The organism is Arthrobacter sp. D1-17, assembly GCF_054130535.1.
In genome coordinates this window covers 2,811,120-2,829,875 of sequence record NZ_CP096382.1, presented here as the reverse complement: position 1 = coordinate 2,829,875, position 18,756 = coordinate 2,811,120, and the positions used below count along the sequence as shown (strand labels likewise).

Annotated in this window: 17 protein-coding genes; 15 read left to right on the top strand and 2 right to left on the bottom strand. The window is 65.4% G+C overall.

Annotated features, from left to right (window positions below):
- Positions 1–130 precede the first annotated feature (130 nt).
- From pdhA to M1E01_RS13160, 3 genes are read left to right on the top strand one after another with little or no spacing between them, the layout of a single operon-like run.
- Entirely contained in the window at positions 131–1,312 is a 1,182-nt protein-coding gene (gene pdhA, locus M1E01_RS13170; RefSeq protein WP_457972024.1) for a pyruvate dehydrogenase (acetyl-transferring) E1 component subunit alpha, read from the top strand.
- Entirely contained in the window at positions 1,309–2,319 is a 1,011-nt protein-coding gene (locus tag M1E01_RS13165) for an alpha-ketoacid dehydrogenase subunit beta (RefSeq protein WP_457972023.1), read from the top strand. The genes pdhA and M1E01_RS13165 overlap by 4 nt, the downstream gene beginning before the upstream one ends.
- Before the next feature lie 8 nt (positions 2,320–2,327).
- Positions 2,328–3,761 (top strand): dihydrolipoamide acetyltransferase family protein, encoded by a 1,434-nt coding sequence (locus tag M1E01_RS13160; protein WP_457972022.1) that lies wholly within the window; start codon positions 2,328–2,330, stop codon positions 3,759–3,761.
- Positions 3,762–3,865: 104 nt separating this feature from the next.
- Here the strand turns inward: M1E01_RS13160 and M1E01_RS13155 are convergent, their stop codons facing one another.
- Positions 3,866–4,531: an SACE_7040 family transcriptional regulator gene (locus M1E01_RS13155; protein WP_457974965.1), complete on the bottom strand. Its 666-nt coding sequence runs from the start codon at positions 4,529–4,531 to the stop codon at positions 3,866–3,868.
- 170 nt (positions 4,532–4,701) lie between these two features.
- On the opposite strand from M1E01_RS13155, the gene M1E01_RS13150 reads away from it, so the two are divergent.
- From M1E01_RS13150 to M1E01_RS13120, 7 genes are all read left to right on the top strand, one after another.
- Positions 4,702–6,309 carry a carboxyl transferase domain-containing protein gene (locus tag M1E01_RS13150; protein WP_457972021.1) on the top strand — a complete coding sequence of 536 codons (1,608 nt, stop codon included), beginning with the start codon at positions 4,702–4,704 and terminating at the stop codon, positions 6,307–6,309.
- Between the two features lie 7 nt (positions 6,310–6,316).
- Entirely contained in the window at positions 6,317–8,602 is a 2,286-nt protein-coding gene (locus M1E01_RS13145; protein ID WP_457972020.1) for an acetyl/propionyl/methylcrotonyl-CoA carboxylase subunit alpha, read from the top strand.
- Positions 8,603–8,704: 102 nt separating this feature from the next.
- A complete protein-coding gene (locus tag M1E01_RS13140) occupies positions 8,705–9,880 on the top strand; it encodes an acyl-CoA dehydrogenase family protein (RefSeq protein ID WP_457972019.1) in 1,176 nt (391 codons plus the stop codon).
- Between the two features lie 43 nt (positions 9,881–9,923).
- A complete protein-coding gene (locus M1E01_RS13135; protein WP_457972018.1) occupies positions 9,924–10,706 on the top strand; it encodes a CoA transferase subunit A in 783 nt (260 codons plus the stop codon).
- A 2-nt stretch (positions 10,707–10,708) separates the two neighbouring features.
- Complete coding sequence (locus M1E01_RS13130; RefSeq protein WP_457972017.1) at positions 10,709–11,455, top strand: CoA transferase subunit B; 747 nt, start codon at positions 10,709–10,711, stop codon at positions 11,453–11,455.
- On the top strand, positions 11,452–11,997 hold the full coding sequence (locus M1E01_RS13125; RefSeq protein WP_457972016.1) for a MaoC family dehydratase: 546 nt from the start codon (positions 11,452–11,454) through the stop codon (positions 11,995–11,997). Before M1E01_RS13130 ends, M1E01_RS13125 begins: the two co-directional genes overlap by 4 nt.
- A 93-nt stretch (positions 11,998–12,090) precedes the next feature.
- Positions 12,091–12,930: an HpcH/HpaI aldolase/citrate lyase family protein gene (locus M1E01_RS13120; protein ID WP_457972015.1), complete on the top strand. Its 840-nt coding sequence runs from the start codon at positions 12,091–12,093 to the stop codon at positions 12,928–12,930.
- A 6-nt stretch (positions 12,931–12,936) separates the two neighbouring features.
- On the opposite strand, the gene M1E01_RS13115 is transcribed toward M1E01_RS13120, so the two are convergent.
- Entirely contained in the window at positions 12,937–14,412 is a 1,476-nt protein-coding gene (locus M1E01_RS13115; protein WP_457972014.1) for a lipase maturation factor family protein, read from the bottom strand.
- Between the two features lie 107 nt (positions 14,413–14,519).
- Between M1E01_RS13115 and dxr the strand changes: the two genes are divergently transcribed.
- The 5 genes from dxr (at position 14,520) to M1E01_RS13090 (ending at position 18,722) form a co-directional block, all read left to right on the top strand.
- On the top strand, positions 14,520–15,746 hold the full coding sequence (gene dxr, locus M1E01_RS13110; protein ID WP_457972013.1) for a 1-deoxy-D-xylulose-5-phosphate reductoisomerase: 1,227 nt from the start codon (positions 14,520–14,522) through the stop codon (positions 15,744–15,746).
- Positions 15,747–15,764: 18 nt separating this feature from the next.
- Positions 15,765–17,096 carry a M50 family metallopeptidase gene (locus M1E01_RS13105; protein WP_457972012.1) on the top strand — a complete coding sequence of 444 codons (1,332 nt, stop codon included), beginning with the start codon at positions 15,765–15,767 and terminating at the stop codon, positions 17,094–17,096.
- Between the two features lie 87 nt (positions 17,097–17,183).
- On the top strand, positions 17,184–17,879 hold the full coding sequence (locus tag M1E01_RS13100; protein ID WP_457972011.1) for a MarR family transcriptional regulator: 696 nt from the start codon (positions 17,184–17,186) through the stop codon (positions 17,877–17,879).
- Positions 17,876–18,406, top strand: a complete 531-nt coding sequence (locus tag M1E01_RS13095; RefSeq protein ID WP_457972010.1) for a hypothetical protein — start codon at positions 17,876–17,878, stop codon at positions 18,404–18,406. Before M1E01_RS13100 ends, M1E01_RS13095 begins: the two co-directional genes overlap by 4 nt.
- 25 nt (positions 18,407–18,431) lie before the next feature.
- On the top strand, positions 18,432–18,722 hold the full coding sequence (locus tag M1E01_RS13090) for a YciI family protein (RefSeq protein ID WP_457972009.1): 291 nt from the start codon (positions 18,432–18,434) through the stop codon (positions 18,720–18,722).
- Positions 18,723–18,756: the final 34 nt, after the last annotated feature.

The window sequence follows — 18,756 nt, the reverse complement described above, 5'->3', positions numbered from 1 at the left end:
GGTTGTACCCCCTGCCTGTTGTGAGTATGGTCACAATTATCCGGAGCAACGGCGCCCGGAACGCCGCGCGGGGCCGGGATCACGAGTCCTTCCGCCGCACGGCGACACGACGTCAGAAAGTTGCACAACTGTGGTGACAGACGAGGTGGGCCAGGGCGGTACAACCGCCGGCGGCCCGGGCAACAGTGCAGGACAACAGGGCAGGACCGGCCAGAACCTGGTCCAGCTGATCACTCCCGCAGGGGAACGTGTCAGCCATCCCGAGTACGACCCCTGGGTGCAGGACATTTCAGACGAGCAGTTGTGCTCCCTGTATGAGGACCTGGTGATTACCCGGCGCATCGACACCGAAGCCACAGCCCTGCAGCGGCAGGGTGAGCTTGGACTTTGGCCCCCAATGCTCGGGCAGGAAGCATCGCAGATCGGTTCGGCCAGGGCCCTGCGCGACGATGATTTTGTTTTCCCCACCTACCGTGACAACGGGGTTGCCTACTGCAGGGGGGTGAAGCTGACGGACATCCTCCGTGTCTGGCGCGGCAATGCGTCCGCCGGATGGGATCCCTACACCGTCAACCTGGGAACTCCCCAGATCATCATCGGCTCCCAAACGCTGCACGCCACCGGCTATGCCATGGGCATCCAGAACGACGGCGCTGATTCAGCGGCCATTGCCTACCTTGGCGACGGCGCAACGAGCCAGGGTGATGTCAATGAAGCCATGGTCTTTGCGGCAAGCTTCCAGGTGCCCGTGGTGTTCTTTTGCCAGAACAACCACTGGGCCATCTCCGAACCCGTACGGCTGCAGTCCCACGTCCAGATCGCCGACCGTCCTTTGGGCTTTGGCATTCCCAGCATGCGGGTGGACGGCAACGATGTCCTCGCCGTGATGGCGGCCACTAGGGTCGCCTTGGACAGGGCACGCCGCGGAGGCGGACCCACCTTCATTGAGGCCGTCACCTACCGCATGGGGCCGCACACGACGGCGGACGATCCCACCCGCTACCGGGACGCCAACGAACTTGAGGACTGGGCGCAGAAGGACCCCATCCGCCGGGTTAAGGCCCTGCTCGAGCGGAAGGGCCTTCTCACCCCGGAGCTCGAAACGGCTGTACAGCAAAAGGCGGACGCCGTTGCCCGGGATATGCGCACCGGCTGCACCACCATGCCGGACCCCGAGCCGCTGGACGTCTTCAAGCACGTCTACAGCACGCCGCATTCCTGGCTGGACCGCCAGCAGGACCATTACTCCCGCTACCTGGACTCCTTCGGCGATCCCGCAGGAGCCGCCTCTGAAGAAGGTGCACGCCGATGACCCAGCTGACCTTTGCCCGGGCAATAAACTCCGGGCTCCGCAAATCCCTTGAGAACGATCCCAAAGTTGTCCTCATGGGCGAGGACATTGGAACCCTTGGCGGTGTGTTCCGGGTGACGGACGGATTGCAGAAGGATTTCGGCAAGCACCGTGTGATCGACACGCCGCTGGCCGAGTCCGGCATCGTGGGCACCGCGGTGGGACTTGCCTACCGCGGCTACCGCCCGGTCGTGGAGATCCAGTTCGACGGATTCGTGTACCCGGCCTTCGACCAGATCGTTTGCCAGGTGGCAAAGATGCATTACCGCACGAAGGGTGCCGTCAAGATGCCCATCACCATCCGCATCCCGTTCGGCGGCGGCATAGGGTCACCGGAGTTCCACTCTGAATCTCCCGAGGCGTACTTCGCGCACACCCCGGGCCTGAGGGTCATCAGCCCGTCAAGCCCGCAGGACGCGCACACGATGATCCAGCAGGCCATCGCGTGTGATGACCCCGTGCTGTTCTTCGAACCCAAGCGCCGCTACCACGACAAGGGTGACGTGGATGAGTCCCTCGATCCGGGCGCAGCGCTTCCATTCGAGAAGGCCAGGGTGGTGGCCGACGGCCGTGACGTCACGCTGGTCGCCTACGGACCGCTCGTGAAGACCGCCCGCGACGTCGCCCTCGCTGCCGCTGACGAAGGCATGTCCGTCGAAGTCATCGACCTTCGTTCCCTGGCTCCGGTGGATTTCGCCACAGTGGAAGCCTCGGTGCGCAAGACCGGGCGGCTCGTGATTGCCCATGAGGCAGTGCAGTCGGGCGGGCTCGGTGCTGAGATTGCCGCGAGCATCACGGAACGCTGTTTCTACTACCTGGAATCCGCCCCCGTCCGGGTCACAGGGTTCGACGTGCCGTACCCGTATTCGAAGCTGGAGATGCATCACCTCCCTGGGCTGGACAGGATTCTCGACGGCGTTGACCGGGCTCTGGGCCGGCCCAACTCGTTGAGCGGGCTGGAAGGATGAGCGGCGCAATGATCAAGGAATTCCGGCTTCCCGACCTCGGCGAAGGCCTCACCGAGTCGGAGATCGTCAGCTGGAAGGTGAATGTCGGGGATACCGTAAGCCTGAACCAGATCATCGCCGAGGTGGAGACCGCGAAGGCCGTGGTGGAGCTTCCCTCCCCGTTCGCCGGCGTCATTACGGCGCTGCATGAGCAGCCGGGGACCGTCGTGGAAGTCGGCAAGCCCATCGTCTCCTTCGAAGTCGAGGGCGACGACGGCGGGCAGCCTCCCGCCGCAGCTGACGGTGCCGCAGTTGACAGTGCCGCAGCCGCCAAAGGCGGCGCCGAGGTGCGTCCCGCCAAGCGGGAACCGAACCTCGTAGGCTACGGGGCCGTCGTCGAAAGTTCCGGCCATCCGGTGCGCAGGGCACGGAAGCCGGTTGAGCCAGCCCCGCTGGTTGAGCCTGCTGAAACCAAACCTGCCGGACCAAAACCCGCGGGATCCAGGCCTTCGACCACCAAGTCTGCCGAGGGCCAGGACGAGCGCCCACGGTCCACCCCGCCCGTCCGGAAGCTGGCGAAAGACCTGGGTGTGTTCCTTGAGGACATCAAGGGCACTGGCCCCAACGGGCTGATAACCCGCGACGACGTACGGAACTTCGTGGGCGGCGGGGACCTGCCGGCTGCAGCCCATGAGCTCGCAGCCGATGGGATGGCCGCCCGGGAAGCGGCGGCCGGGGAACTTTCTGCGGCCGGCGTGGGCGGTCGCGAAGTGCGCACGCCCATCAAGGGCGTCCGCAAGCTCACAGCAGCCGCGATGGTGACGAGTGCGTTTACGGCGCCCCACGTCACCGAATTCCTCACCGTTGACGTCACGCCGGCCATGGAACTGCTGGCCCGGCTCAAAGCCGCCAAGGCCTTTGAAGGGCTCAGGCTGACGCCGCTGACCCTCGTGGCGAAGGCTGCCCTGATCGCCTTGCGCCGCAACCCCACCCTGAATTCCCGGTGGGACGAAGCCAACCAGGAGATCGTGCAGTTCAACTACGTTAACCTCGGCATTGCCGCGGCTACACCGCGCGGCCTCACCGTGCCCAACATCAAGGACGCCGACCGGATGACTCTTGCAGAACTGTCCGCGGCGCTGACTGGACTGACCGAGACCGCCAGGGCCGGAAAGACGAGCCCGGCGGATCTGTCCGGAGGCACTATGTCAATCACCAACATCGGGACCTTCGGCATCGACGCCGGCACACCCATCCTTAACCCGGGGGAGGCGGCCATCCTGGCTATGGGCGCCGTCCGGAAAATGCCTTGGGAATACCAGGACCAGATCGCCCTTCGGCAGGTCATGACGCTAAGCCTCTCCTTCGACCACCGGCTGGTGGACGGCGAGCAGGGCTCGGGGTTCCTGGCCGACGTCGGAGCTCTCCTGGCTGATCCGGGCATGGCGCTGGCTATGGTCTGACACTCTGCCCTGTACCCGGCCCCGGCCCTGTACCCTGCCCGCATGACCGGCGATAAGCAGCGGTCATGCGGGCCGGGTACCGCTCGTGGAGTTGGAGCGCAGGCTTAGGCCGGCGGCGCACCGGGGGCGGTCAGGGCAGCCAGCGCCATGTTCTCCAGCAGCGGCCGGGCCGATCTGACGGCCATCCGGCGGCCATGGTTCCGGACAGAGTGGGGTGTGGAGTTGATCAGCCCGAAGGTGGCATGGGCGCGCATCCGCAAGTCGGCTGTGTCGGTATCGCTGTGAATGCCTGTCAGCACGTCAACCCAGAGCTCCACGTAGCTGCGCTGCAAAGCCCGCACCTGGGCCTGGTCTTCCTCAGAGAGGTTGGTGAAATCCCGGTCCTGGACCCTGATCACGTCCGGATTGCTCAGGGCGAAGTCCACATGGAACTGGACCAGCCGGGCCAAAGCTGTCGGCGGGTCCGCTGCGTCAGCCACCACATGCCGCCCGCCTTCCAGCAGGTCTTGGCTGACTGTCAGGAGGAGTGCACCCAGCACGGCCTGCTTCCCCGGGAAATGGCGGTAGACCGCCGGTCCGCTGACGCCGGCTGCGGCGCCCAGATCCTCGAGCGACACCCTGTTGAACCCGTGGACGGCAAACAGCGACGCGGCGGCGGACAGCAAAGCCTGCCGGCGGGTTTCCTTGGCACGGCTGCGCTGCGTTGCCCGGCTCTGCGGGATACCCTCGGCCAGGGTTGGGGCTGCTGACGGGTCGCTCCCGGCGAGCATGTCCTGTTCTGCGATCGGCACTTTTCCTCCTAGGACCTGCAAACTCTAGCAACCCTCGCGTGTGTTGGACATCACAGTTAATAGAGACTAACCTAAATCTCAGTTACACGGCACTAACTCAAATGTGGCGAGGCCAGCATCTAAAGGCTGGCCAGGAACGGAAGCGGTCAATGGAGACACTCGCCAGCCGGCTGGACCCTACCAGCGGGACCTTCGAAGCGAACAGCCTTGCGCAGCGGGCGCTCGCGGCGGAACTCCGCAAGCGGCTGGCCGAAGCTGCCTTGGGCGGACCGGAAAAGTCCCGCGAGCGCCATGTGGCCCGCGGAAAACTGCTGCCGCGGGAGCGAATTGACCAGCTTCTCGATGAAGGCAGCCCCTTCCTGGAGATCGCCCCGCTGGCGGCGAACGGCATGTACAACGACGAGTCCCCGGGCGCCGGACTCATTGCAGGCATCGGGCTGGTCCACGGCCGGCACGTTCTGGTGATCTCCAATGACGCCACCGTCAAGGGCGGCACGTACTATCCCATGACGGTGAAAAAGCACCTCCGCGCCCAGGAGATTGCCTTGGAAAACCGGCTGCCCTGCATCTATCTGGTCGACTCCGGCGGGGCCTTCCTGCCGAAGCAGGACGAGGTCTTCCCGGATAAGGAACATTTCGGCCGGATCTTCTACAACCAGGCGAGGATGTCAGCTGCAAAGATTCCGCAGATCGCGTCGGTCATGGGCTCGTGCACCGCCGGCGGCGCCTATGTTCCGGCCATGAGCGACGAAACGGTGATCGTCAGGAACCAGGGCACCATCTTCCTGGGCGGTCCGCCCCTCGTGAAGGCCGCCATCGGTGAAATCGTCACCGCCGAGGAACTCGGAGGCGGCGATGTCCACTCCCGTATCTCAGGCGTCACCGACCACCTGGCGGAAAACGACGAACACGCCCTGCAGATTGTCCGGGACATCGTCGCCACTCTGCCCGCGCCCGCCGCGCCCGCCTGGCCGGTGGATGCCGCCGCCGAACCGGCCGTTGACCTGGGCGGGCTCTACGGCGCGGTCCCCACGGACGTTAATGCGCAGTATGACGTTCGTGAGGTCATCGCCCGGCTGGTGGACGCCAGCAGGTTCCACGAGTTCAAGAAAAACTACGGCACCACGCTGGTGACCGGGTTCGCGAAGCTGTACGGCCACCCCGTGGGCATCGTGGCCAATAACGGCGTGCTCTTCAGCGAGTCCGCACTCAAGGGGGCGCACTTCATCGAATTGTGCGACCAGCGCGGCATTCCGCTGATCTTCCTGCAGAACATCTCCGGCTTCATGGTGGGTAAGGACTCCGAGCAGGGCGGCATCGCCAAAAACGGGGCCAAGATGGTCACAGCAGTTGCTACCGCCCGGGTGCCCAAGCTGACCGTCGTTATCGGCGGCTCCTTCGGAGCCGGAAACTATTCCATGTGCGGCCGTGCCTATTCCCCGCGCTTCCTGTGGATGTGGCCAGCCAGCCGTATTTCCGTCATGGGCGGCAACCAGGCGGCCAGCGTCCTGGCCACCGTGAAGCGAGACCAGTACGAGGCGGCCGGCCAGGAGTGGCCAGCCGAGGATGAGGAAAGCTTCAAGGCCCCCATCCGGCAGCAGTACGAGGACCAGGGCAGCCCGTACTACTCCACCGCCCGCCTCTGGGACGACGGCGTGATTGATCCCGCAGATACACGCACCGTCCTGGGACTCGCCCTCGACGTTGTCTCCCGCACTGCGCTGCCGGAGACCTCCCTCGGCCTCTTCCGGATGTGAGCACGCCATGACCGATCAAGCAATCACGACGCCGGCCCCCGTCTCCGGCGCCCCCGCCATGTTCTCCACTGTCCTCGTCGCCAACCGCGGCGAGATCGCGTGCCGGGTCATCCGCACGCTGCGGGCCATGGGCATCCGTTCCGTCGCCGTCTACAGTGATGCCGATCTCCGCGCCCGCCATGTGCAGGAGGCGGACGCCGCCGTCCGGATCGGTCCCGCCGCGGCAGGGGAGAGCTACCTCAAGATCGAGGCCATCATCCGGGCGTGCCGGGAGAGCGGCGCGCAGGCGGTACACCCCGGCTATGGGTTCCTGAGTGAGAACGTCCTGTTTGCCCGGGCACTGGCCGCGGCCGGTATTGCGTTTATCGGTCCGGGTGCCGAAGCCCTCGAAGTCATGGGCGACAAAATCCGGTCCAAGAACCACGTGGCAGGATACGGCGTTCCCGTGGTCCCCGGCGTCGCCGAACCGGGGCTGACGGACGCCGAACTGGTCGACGCCGCGGCGGGCGTCGGGTTCCCGCTACTCATCAAGCCGTCGGCCGGCGGCGGCGGCAAGGGCATGCATATCGTGGAGCGGCCGGAGGATCTCCCGGCCGTCCTGGTGACCGCCCGGCGCGTGGCGGCAGCAGCCTTCGGGGACGACACCCTGTTCCTGGAACGCCTCGTCCAGGCGCCCCGGCACATCGAGGTCCAGGTCCTGGCGGACGCTTACGGCAATGTCATCCACCTCGGCGAGCGCGAATGTTCCCTGCAGCGCCGGCACCAGAAGGTGATCGAAGAAGCACCCTCTCCGTTGCTGGAAGCGCTGCACGACGGCGGCACCAGGCGGGCGCGCATCGGTGATGCCGCCTGCCAGGCAGCACGGAGCGTGCACTACACCGGGGCGGGAACGGTCGAGTTCCTCGTCTCCGACAACGACCCCGACCAGTTCTTCTTCATGGAAATGAACACCCGGCTCCAGGTGGAGCACCCCGTCACCGAAATGGTCACCGGAGTTGACCTCGTCGAATGGCAGGTGCGCATCGCCGCCGGTGAAGCACTCACCGTCGCGCAGGACGACGTCGGGCTTAACGGCCACGCGGTAGAGGCGCGCGTGTACGCGGAGGTGCCGGAACGGAACTTCCTGCCGTCCACCGGTGAGGTGGTGCTGCTCGATGAACACGGCAGCATCTTTACGGCTTTGCCGGAGGCGGGCGGCGCCAGGACTGCCGCCGACCCTCATCTGCGGATTGACTCGGCCCTGCTGCCGGGGCTGGAAATCTCCAGTGACTACGACCCCCTGCTGTCCAAGGTTATTGCCTGGGGCCAGGACCGTCAGTCGGCGCTGGACAGGCTGGACGCTGCGCTCGCCGGGTACACCGTTCTCGGGGTGGGCACCAACGTTGAGTACCTCAGGCTCCTGATTAACGACGCCGACGTCCGCGCCGGGCGTCTGGACACCACGCTCATAGACCGGAAAATGCCGGACCTGGCCTTCCATACTGCAGGGGACGTTGAGATCATCGCTGCGGCCATGCACTTCCGGGCAGCGGCCAGGGGTCCTCAAGGGGTTTCTTCCCCCTGGAATACAGTCCGGGGCTGGCGGCTGGGCAGTCCGGCCCCCTGGCGCATACGCTTCGGCCTGCCCTGCGGTGGCCTCGCCGAAGCATCTGTCACCTGGCTGGGCAACGCGGACGGAGGGCACGCCCTGGTCCGGGTCAATGGGGGACCGCAGTACAAGGTCGTCATCCTTTTGTTGACCAGCAGGTCAATTCACCTGGACGTGGATGGGCAGGAGCACGCCTTCGCCCTCGGATCCCTGGTGGACGGCCGCGGGGATGGCGCCACCGGGAACGACGCCGGCCGGAACGGCGCCGGCCGGAACGGCGCCACCGGGAACGACGCCGCTGGAAAGGAACGGCCGCAGCATGTTTACGTCGGCAGGGGCGGCTGGGCCTGCAGGCTCGACGTGCTCAGCCGGGAAACCTACCTGGAGCGGGTGCTCGCGGCCATGCAACGGGAAGCGGGCACAGCGGACCCCGAAGTGCGTTCGCCGATGCCGGGCACCGTCGTCTCGGTCGCCGTCGTCAACGGCGACACGGTGGAGCCCGGACAGGTGCTCCTCGCCGTAGAGGCCATGAAAATGGAGCACCAGCTGGTCGCCGAGGTGGCCGGTACGGTCCACATCACCGTCGGCGCGGGGGATCTCGTCAAAGCCGACCAGGTGCTGGCGACCATCCATGCGGCGCCGGCTGCCGACGCGCCGGACCAGGATCCTGCCACCGAACGTAAGCCACTGACCGTAAACCACTGAACGTGAGCCACTGAACGTGAGCCGCTGAACCTCAATCATTGAGGCAAACCAATGAACGAAAGCCATTGACCATAGAACCAATAAACGTAAGGGAGCCTGAGAATGGCCGATTTTGAGCTCGGCGAGGAATACCAGGACCTCAGCGACACTGTCCGGGAGTTCGCCGACGAGGTCGTGGCGCCGGTCGCGGCCAAGCACGACGAGGAACACAGCTTCCCGTACGAAGTCATCTCGCAGATGGCGGACATGGGCCTCTTCGGGCTGCCGTTCCCGGAGGAGTACGGAGGCATGGGCGGAGACTACTTCGCGCTGGCCCTCGCGCTGGAACAGCTGGGACGGGTGGACCAGTCCGTGGCGATCACCCTGGAAGCCGGCGTTTCTTTGGGGGCCATGCCGATCCACCGGTTCGGCACTAACGCGCAAAAGGAGGAGTGGCTGCCGCTGCTCGCCTCAGGAAAGGCGCTCGCAGGCTTCGGCCTGACAGAGCCCGAGGCGGGTTCGGACGCCGGCGGCACCAAGACCACGGCGCGGCTGGAAGGCGGCGCAGACGCCAAGAACTGGGTGATCAACGGCAATAAGGAATTCATCAGCAACTCAGGCACGGACATCAGCCGGCTGGTGACGGTGACCGCCGTAACTGGCCAGCACGAACGCAAGGACGGGAGCGTCAAGAAGGAGATCTCCACGATCCTCGTGCCGACCGACACGCCCGGATTCAAAGCGGAAAAGGCCTACAACAAGGTCGGCTGGAACGCCTCGGACACGCACCCCCTGACCCTTAGGGATGTCAGGGTCCCCGAAGCCAACCTGCTGGGACAGCAGGGCCGGGGCTACGCCAACTTCCTGTCCATCCTGGACGAAGGCCGCATCGCCATCGCGGCGCTTGCCACGGGTGCGGCCCAGGGCTGCGTGGATCTGTCAGTGCGGTACGCCAAGGAGCGCCGCGCGTTCGGCAACAACATCGGCAAGTACCAGGCGATCTCCTTCAAGATTGCGCGTATGCAGGCCAGGGCCCATACCGCCCGCCTGGCCTACTACGATGCGGCGGCCAGGATGCTAGCGGGCAAGCCGTTCAAGACCCAGGCGGCCATAGCTAAGATGGTCGCAGGCGAGGCGGCCATGGACAACGCGCGGGATGCCACCCAGGTATTCGGCGGCTATGGCTTCATCAACGAGTTCACTGTGGCACGCCATTACCGTGACTCCAAGATCCTTGAAGTCGGCGAAGGCACCACGGAGGTCCAGCTGATGCTCATCGCCCGGGAGCTCGGGCTCTAGACTGCCCGGGAGACGAGGTCGGGAACACCTGAAAGGATCAACGATGATTGACAAGGTTGTTGCGAGCGCTGCGGAGGCCGTTGCGGATATTCCCGACGGCGCTTCACTCGCTGTGGGCGGTTTCGGGCTGTGCGGTATCCCGGTGGCGCTGATCAATGCCCTGCATGAGCACGGCACCACGGACCTCGAAACGGTGAGCAACAACTGCGGGGTGGATGACTGGGGCCTCGGCATCCTGCTCCGGGACGGCCGCATCCGCCGGACCATCAGCTCCTACGTGGGGGAGAACAAGGAGTTCGCCCGGCAGTACCTGGCCGGTGAACTCGAGGTGGTGCTGACCCCGCAGGGAACCCTGGCCGAGAAGCTGCGGGCCGGCGGGGCTGGCATCCCGGCGTTCTACACCAAGGCTGGCGTCGGTACCCAGGTGTCCGAGGGCGGCCTGCCTCAAAAGTACGACGCCCACGGCGGCATCGCGGTCGCGTCGGCACCCAAGGAAGTCCGGAGTTTCAACGGCGTGGACTACGTCCTGGAAGAGTCCCTGAGACCGGATTTCGGCCTGGTGCACGCGTGGAAGGGCGACCGTCACGGGAACCTTGTTTTTCACGCCACCGCCATGAACTTCAACCCGCTCTGCGCCATGGCGGGGAGGATCACCATCGCCGAAGTCGAAGAGCTGGTGGAACCGGGAGAACTGGACCCCGAACACGTCCACCTGCCGGGAATCTTCGTCCAGCGGGTTGTGGTTGTCCCGCAGGGAGAGAAGCGCATCGAAAAAAGGACGGTGGCCCTGACTGCGGCCGGCGCCCGTGAGCAGGCAGGAGCATAGGAATGGATCCGAACAGCCCCCAGGCTCCCCGCCCCGAAGGTGTCCGTCCCGAATACCGGCGCGCGGCTTCGTCGCATCCCGAAGGCAGGGGATGGACGAGGAACGAACTGGCCGCCCGCGTGGCCCAGGAACTCAGCAACGGACAGTACGTCAACCTGGGCATCGGCATGCCCACGCTGATTCCCAACTACATTCCCGCCGGCGTGGAAGTGGTGCTCCATTCAGAGAACGGGATCCTTGGCGTGGGCCCCTACCCGGGCGAGGACGAGGTGGACCCGGACCTGATTAATGCAGGAAAGGAAACCGTCACTGTCAACAAGGGCGCAGCATTCTTCGACTCATCCCTGTCGTTCGGCATGATCCGGGGAGGCCACGTCGATGTCGCGGTGCTCGGTGCCATGGAGGTGGCCGCCAACGGCGACTTGGCCAACTGGATGATTCCCGGCAAGATGGTCAAGGGCATGGGCGGCGCCATGGACCTGGTCTTCGGAGCGAAGAAAGTCATCGTGATGATGGAGCACGTGGACCGGAACGGCAGGCCCAAGATCGTCGAACAGTGCACCCTGCCGCTGACTGGCAAAGCCTGCGTAGACCGCATCATCACTGACCTTGCGGTGATCGACGTCGTGATCGACGGCGCAGCCCCGCGCCTCGTGCTTCGCGAACTGGCCCCCAACGTCTCCGTCGAGGAAGTAGCGGCCGCCACGGGCGCCGAATTGTTCGAGGAAGACCAGGAACTGACCGTATGAACGGGGTCTCGGCAGGCTCAACCGCCGGCGGTCCCCGGGTGATCGAACAGCGCGGACTGTACTTTGACGAACTCGAGGAGGGCGTACTGTACGCCCACCGCCCGGGCCGGACCGTGACCGAAGCGGATAATGTTCTCTTCACCACCATGACCATGAACACCCAGGGGCTGCACCTGGACGCCGCGTGGAGCGCAGGGCAGCCGTTCGGGCAGCGGCTGGTGAACTCGATGTTTACGCTCGCAACCGTCGTCGGGCAGTCCGTTGCCCAGCTGACCCAGGGCACGATCATCGCACAGCTGGGGCTAACGGACGTGTCCTTTCCCGGCCCCCTGTTCCACGGGGACACGCTGTACACGGAGACCGTCATCACCGGAAAGCGGCTCTCGGGATCCCGTCCGGGCCAAGGGATTGTCACCATGCAGCACACGGGCCGGAACCAGGACGGCGCCGTGGTCGCCTTGGCCACCCGCAGCTGCCTCATGTGGACAAGGGACGCACATGCCCGCATCCAGCACGGCGCCCAAGCGCGAACGGACACCTAGGCCCCTGACCATGAAGCCCCTGACCATGAAGCCCCTGACCATGAAGCCCCAGACAATGAAGCGCGGACGGAAAAATAATCGGAGAATGGCTGTATGACTTTCGTTATGGGTCCCGCCCTGCTTTTCTGCCCTGCCGACCGTCCGGAACGCTTCCAAAAGGCAGCCGAGCGCTCGGACGCCGTCATCCTCGACCTTGAGGACGCGGTGGCCGCTCCTGACAAGCAGCGGGCCCGGGGAGCCATCCTGGCCCAGCTCGCGGGCTCACTGGACGTGCCCGAGCTTGACCCGAGCCGGACCATCGTCAGGGTCAACCCGGCCGGCACTGAGGACTTTGAGAAGGACCTGCACTGCCTGGCCCACACGCCATACCGGACGGTGATGCTTGCCAAGACCGAAAACGCAGCGCAGCTTCGGGCGCTGGAGGGATTCCACGTCATTGCCCTGTGCGAAACGGCCGCCGGAATCATCAACGCCCCTGCCATCGCCGCCGCGCCGAACGTGGTGGCGCTGATGTGGGGTGCCGAGGACCTCCTCGCGTCCCTTGGCGGCACCTCGAGCAGGAAGGACGACGGCGGCTACCGGGCTGTTGCCCTGCAGGCCCGTTCATCGGTGCTGCTGGCGGCCGGAGCCTTCGGCAAGGAAGCCGTGGACGCCGTGTACGTCAACATTCCCGATCTTGAGGGACTTGGAGCCGAGGCCCGCGACGCCGTGGCCTCCGGGTTCAGCTCGAAGGCGTGTATCCACCCGACCCAGGTGCCCGTCGTTCGCGGGGCCTATGCGCCGTCCGAGGCGGACGTGGCTGCAGCCAGACAACTGCTGGAAGCGGCCCATGCGTCCGGCAGCGGGGTATTCCAATACGACGGCAAGATGATCGACGGCCCCATCCTGAAGCACGCGGAATCCACCATCCGCCGGGCAGGCATCAGGGCCTAGCTTTTTCTACGGCCGCCGCCCGGGCGCTCGCCGCAGTGAGAGCGGCGGGATGGCCTCATACAGCGGAGTGCGGATCCAGCGCTGGCCGGTCTTGCGGAACTCGTCGCGGGTTGCGAAACGGTAGAGGTAGGTGCGGGCACGCACCCAACGGGGGCGTTCGCCGTCGAACGGGTCATGTCGCAGCAAGCGCAGTACCGCTCGGTCCGCTTCCAGGAGTTTGGTGAGGAACGCGTAAAACCACTCTTCGTGGACGGTTCGCAGCGGCAGGAACCACATGAGCCAGTCGAGCCGCAGGTGGTACGGCGCGTACTGGCGCGGCATCCGGCGCACATCCCAAGGCTTGCCTTTGAAGCCATACTCCCGCCAGTCCGCGGACTCGTCCGGTTCCTCGTCCATAGTGCCTTCCACCGCGACCTCGATCCGCTGCTTAGTGACCGTGCCGAACGCGCCGTAGGTATTCACCAGCTGCCAGCGGTTGAAACTGGCGTTCATCAGCTGGTAGTGGGAGAACAGGTTGCGGATGGGCCAGTAGCTGAGTACCACCAGCAGCACTGTCGCCGCCAGGGTGATGGCGAGCCACCAGAGCGGGGTTTCGCGGCCGGCACCGGCGCCATGCCAGTCGAGCGGAATGACGGGCAGCACTGCATGGGCCACCGGATCGCTGACGGCTGCGAAGGCCAGCACTATGGCGATCCAGTTCAGCCAGGCGAAGTTGCCGCTGGCCACGAGCCACAGCTGCGTGAAAATAATGAGGCCAGCTGCGATGCTCGCGATTGGCTGCGGGGCGAAGAGGAAGAACGGCACCACAAGCTGGGCGAAGTGGTTGCCCAGCACCTCCAGCTTATGGAACGGCTTGGGCAGGAGGTGTGCCTGCCGGCTCAGCGGCCCGGGCATGGGCTGCGTCTCGTGGTGGTAATACAACGCCGTGAGGTCCCGCCATTCCCGTCCGCCGCGGATCTTGATCATGCCTGCGCCGAACTCCAGGCGGAACACCAGCCAGGCGATGAGGAACAGGATGGTGCGGGGCGGGTCCGTCTGGTCGGAGCCGAGGAAAGCCACGGTGAAGCCGGCTTCGAGCAGCAGCATCTCCCAGCCGAAGCCGTAGAACGTCTGCCCGACATTGACGATGGACATGTACAGCAGCCAGAGGGACAGGAACGCAATAAGTGGCACCCAAGGCGGCCCAAGCTGGGGGAGCCCCAGAACGAGGGCCGCGGAGATGACCATTCCGGCGACACACACCGCCCGCAGGAGCCGGTCTGAGTAATGCCAGCGGAACAGCGTGGGCCGCCGGAACTTGCTGAAGGCCTCCAGAAAGTCAGGAACGGGAAGGAGGCCGCGCTCACCCAGCAGTGCGGGAAACTGGTTAAAAGAAGAGAGGAATGCAACGAAAAAGAGCCCGGCGACGCCGCGCTGCAACACTTGCCGGGCGAACTCGTAGTCCGGCGCGTCCAACCAGTCAATCCAGGCGGCCCAGTCCACGCTTCCACGTTACTCAGGGCGCCCGGAGCGTCAAGATGCCCGCCCGGGCGCACTTCCTGCCACCCGCCACCAACCAGCCGCCGGCGGGGGTGCGGGATACTTAAGCCATGCAGACTTCGGGCGCCGGACGTTCCACCAAGCAACCAGCGGGCCACCCGCGCAGAATTGTCATCCTCGGATCCACCGGTTCGATCGGCACCCAGGCGATTGACGTCGTCGACGCCGCCCCGCACCGTTTCGAGGTAGTGGCCCTCAGCGCCGGCGGCGGCAACCTCGAACTCCTTGCGCAGCAGGCCGTGCACACGAGGGCGCACGCGGTGGGCATCGCCTCCGGCGATCCAGGCAGGCTCCGCGAGCTGATTGACGGCGCGGCGCGGGCAGCCGGCCTCCCGTCGTACCGGCCCGAGATCGTGGCTGGTCCTGATGCCTCCACCGCCATAGCCGCGGTGGAAGCGGACGTGGTCCTCAATGGCATCACCGGCTCCATCGGCCTGGCGCCCACCCTGGCTGCCCTGGGCACCGGGGCCACCCTGGCGCTCGCGAACAAGGAATCCCTGATTGTGGGCGGTTCACTCGTCAAGGCCGCGGCCAGGGAGGGCCAGATCGTGCCGGTCGATTCGGAACATTCCGCCATCGCCCAATGCCTGCGCTCAGGGTCCGCCACGGAGGTGGACCGGCTTATCCTCACCGCGTCCGGCGGACCGTTCCGCGGCCGCACCCGGGAGCAGCTCGCTGACGTCACCCCCGACGAAGCCCTGGCACACCCCACCTGGGACATGGGCCTGATGGTGACAACCAACTCCGCGACGCTGGTCAACAAGGGCCTGGAGGTGATTGAGGCGCACCTGCTGTTTGACATCCCGCTGGACCGCATCGATGTGGTGGTTCATCCCCAGTCCGTGGTCCACTCCATGGTGCAGTTCGTGGACGGTTCGATTATTGCCCAAGCCTCCCCGCCGGATATGCGCCTGCCGATCGCCCTCGGGCTGGGCTGGCCGGACCGGGTTCCGAACGCCGCCATGCCGTGCGACTGGAGCCGTGCCGTGAGCTGGACCTTCGAGCCGCTGGACACGGCCGCGTTCCCCGCCGTCGACCTCGCCAAGGATGCCGCGGAGCGAGGGAGTACGTTCCCTGCCGTGTTCAACGCGGCAAATGAGGAAGCCGTCCTGGCGTTCCACGAGGGCCGCATCAGATTCACCGACATTGTGGATACCATCGAAGCTGTGCTCAGTGAACATCCGGGTTCCTCCCGGTTGACGGTCGAGTCCGTGCTCGATGCTGAGAAGTGGGCACGGGCACGCGCCCACGAACGTTTAGCAGTGAGCAGTCTCTAGGAAGCAGCAGATCCAGGCATGAGCCCCGTCATTCTCTTTATCCTCGGCGTCGTCTTCGTGGCGATCGGCATTGCCGTGTCGATTGCCCTGCACGAAGTGGGCCACCTGCTCCCGGCCAAGCTGTTCAAAGTCCGCGTCACCAAATACATGATCGGCTTTGGCCCCACCCTCTGGTCCAAGAAAAAAGGCGAGACCGAATACGGCCTTAAAGCCCTGCCGCTGGGCGGCTTCGTATCGATGATCGGCATGTATCCGCCCAACAAGGATGACGGGTCCGTGCGCCCGTCCAGTACGGGAATGTTCCAGACCCTGGCCACGGAGGCGCGGTCCATGGCCCATGAAGAGGTGGGTGCGGGCGACGAAAACCGCGTCTTCTACCGGCTTCCCGTATGGAAAAAGATCGTGGTGATGCTGGGTGGGCCCGCGATGAACCTGCTGATCGGCCTTGTGCTGACCGCAGTGCTGCTGATGGGCTTCGGCATTGCAACGCCGACGACGACGATTGCCGACGTTTCGAAATGCCAGGTGAAGGCCGGGGAGACCGTGGACCCCGATTCGGCGGACTGCAAGCTGACCCCCGCTGCCTCTGCCGGGCTGAAGCCAAACGACGTCATCACCTCCTTTGACGGCAAAACCGTGACGGACTGGGCTGAGCTCACAGGATGGATCCGGGCATCGGCCGGACGGGAAGTCACCATCACAGTTGAGCGGGATGGTGCCCCCGTCACCACTACCGTCACCCCTGTCCTGTCCGCCCGACCGGTGATCGGGGAGGACGGACGGCAGGCGAGGGACGGCCAGGGCAACCCCATGTTCCAGGACGTAGGCTTCTTGGGCATCGGTGCCCAGACAGCCCTCGTTGCCCAGCCGGCGTCGTCAGTCCTGCCCATGGCGGGGGAGAACATCCGCCAGATCGCCGGCGTCATCCTGAATCTTCCGGCCCGGGTGGCTGGTGTGGCGCAGGCGGCGTTCAGCGAAGAGCCGAGGGACCCAAACGGCCCGATCAGCGTGGTTGGAGTGGGTCGGGTAGCTGGCGAAGTTGCCGCCATGGAGCAGGTGCCAGTGCAGTCCAGGCTCGCCGCCCTTGTTGGTCTGCTGGCCGGGCTGAACTTCGCCCTGGCGGTTTTTAACCTGGTGCCGCTGTTGCCCCTCGACGGCGGGCACGTTGCGGGAGCGCTGTACGAAGGTCTCCGGCGCCGCGTCGCCAAGCTTTTCGGTAAGCCGGACCCGGGCGCCTTCGATATCGCCAAACTCCTCCCCGTGACATACGTCGTGGCCGTGCTGCTGATGGGCATGGGTGCTTTGCTGATTTACGCCGATATCGTCAAACCGGTCAATCTCTTCGGATAGCGGGCCGTTCTAAACCAATTGGGGCTGATTTGCAATAATCAGCTGGACCTGATTGATATCCGACAATCCGCCGGTTACGGTTGATCGATGTACGTTTTGACCATTGATCAACGTGGCAGCAGTACGGACATCGACCGGGTGCCCGAGTTCCTCGAGGAACTGCACCGTATCTCCCATGGCTTTGAACGTTCAGTGGGGGATGAGGTCCAGGGCGTCCTCAGCGACCCACGAGAGGTCGTGGAAGTGAGCCTTCATGCCCTCCGCAGCGGCCTCTGGTACGTGGGCGTCGGCATCGGGTCGGTGAACGAACCGCAGCCTGTGAGCCCCCGGGAAGGATCGGGGGCAGCGTTCGTTGCGGCACGGCAGGCTGTGGACCGGGCCAAGGCCGCCGGTAGCCACGTCCCGCTGGCGGTTGCTTCCGGGGCTGGCGGCCGTGGTGCCGCTGCAGCGGGAGACGCTGCAGCGGGCGCCAAGGCATGCGCGAACGCCGAAGCAGTCCTGCGGCTCGTGGGCAGGCTGGTTCAGGAGCGTACCGAAGCCCAATGGCGGGTGGTGGACGCGCTCCGTGCCCGGAACGGCCGCGACCCGGGCCGGCACGGACAGCAGAAGCAGGTTGCGAGGGATCTGGGAATCAGCGAGCAGTCGGTGAGCCGGGCAATCATCAGGTCCGGGTGGCAGGAAGAATGGGCGGCGAGGCCCGCAGTGGAAATGCTGCTGGCTACCGCCCACGGGCTGGTTCTGAGAACCTCCAGCCCCGAAGCACCCGACCGAGGAGAACGGTGAACGCACTCTGGATCGCACTTGCCCTGCTGACGGCAGGTTTCGTTGGCTGGCCGGTGACCGCCCTCGTGTTTAAATTGGCCCGCACCATCGATGACAAGGCCGACGCCGACGCCGGTGTGGTGAGCAGCGGGGACGATCCCTCCGCGGATGTCACGGTAGACCGGGAAAGGCCCTTCGGTTCAGGGACTGAAACGGATGCCGGGAAGGCTGACGGAGGCGACACCAGTGCGGGCAACACGGTGAACGGCGACATTACGGTACCCAGGAAAACTGCTTCCGGGTCCACAACCCGGATCCTGCGGGGAGGGGCCATTATTGGCGTGCTGGAACGCCTGGCCGTGTGCCTTGCCATCCTGGCCGGGCAGCCCGTTGCCATCGCCTACGTTGTGGCGATTAAGGGCCTGGGACGGTTCGCCGAACTAAAGGAGACCCCGGTTGCGGCGGAACGGTTCATCATAGGCACCCTGTCTTCGATGCTGTGGGCAGCCGGGGTGGCAGCGTTTACGAAGGTCGTGCTCCTCGCCTAGGGCGCCTGCGGGATAGGGTGTCTGTATGACTGTTTTTGCTGTTGAGTACGTATATGACGCCGAATCCTCCGACGCCCGCGCAGCCAGCCGCCCTTCGCACCGTGAGTGGACCGCAGGCCTGGCCCAGGACGGCGTTCTCCTCGCCAGCGGACCCTACGGTGACGGCGCAGGCGCGCTTTTGATCTTCAAGGCTGCCGACGAGAGCGCCCTGAATGACATCCTCAAGCAGGATCCCTTCGCCTCCGCCGGCGTCATCTCCGGCACCCGCACAACGGAATGGGTCCCCGTGACCGGCCTCCTCGCCGACCACGCCTAAGCCCCTTCCCGCCACCTTTTTGAATCAAGGAGTC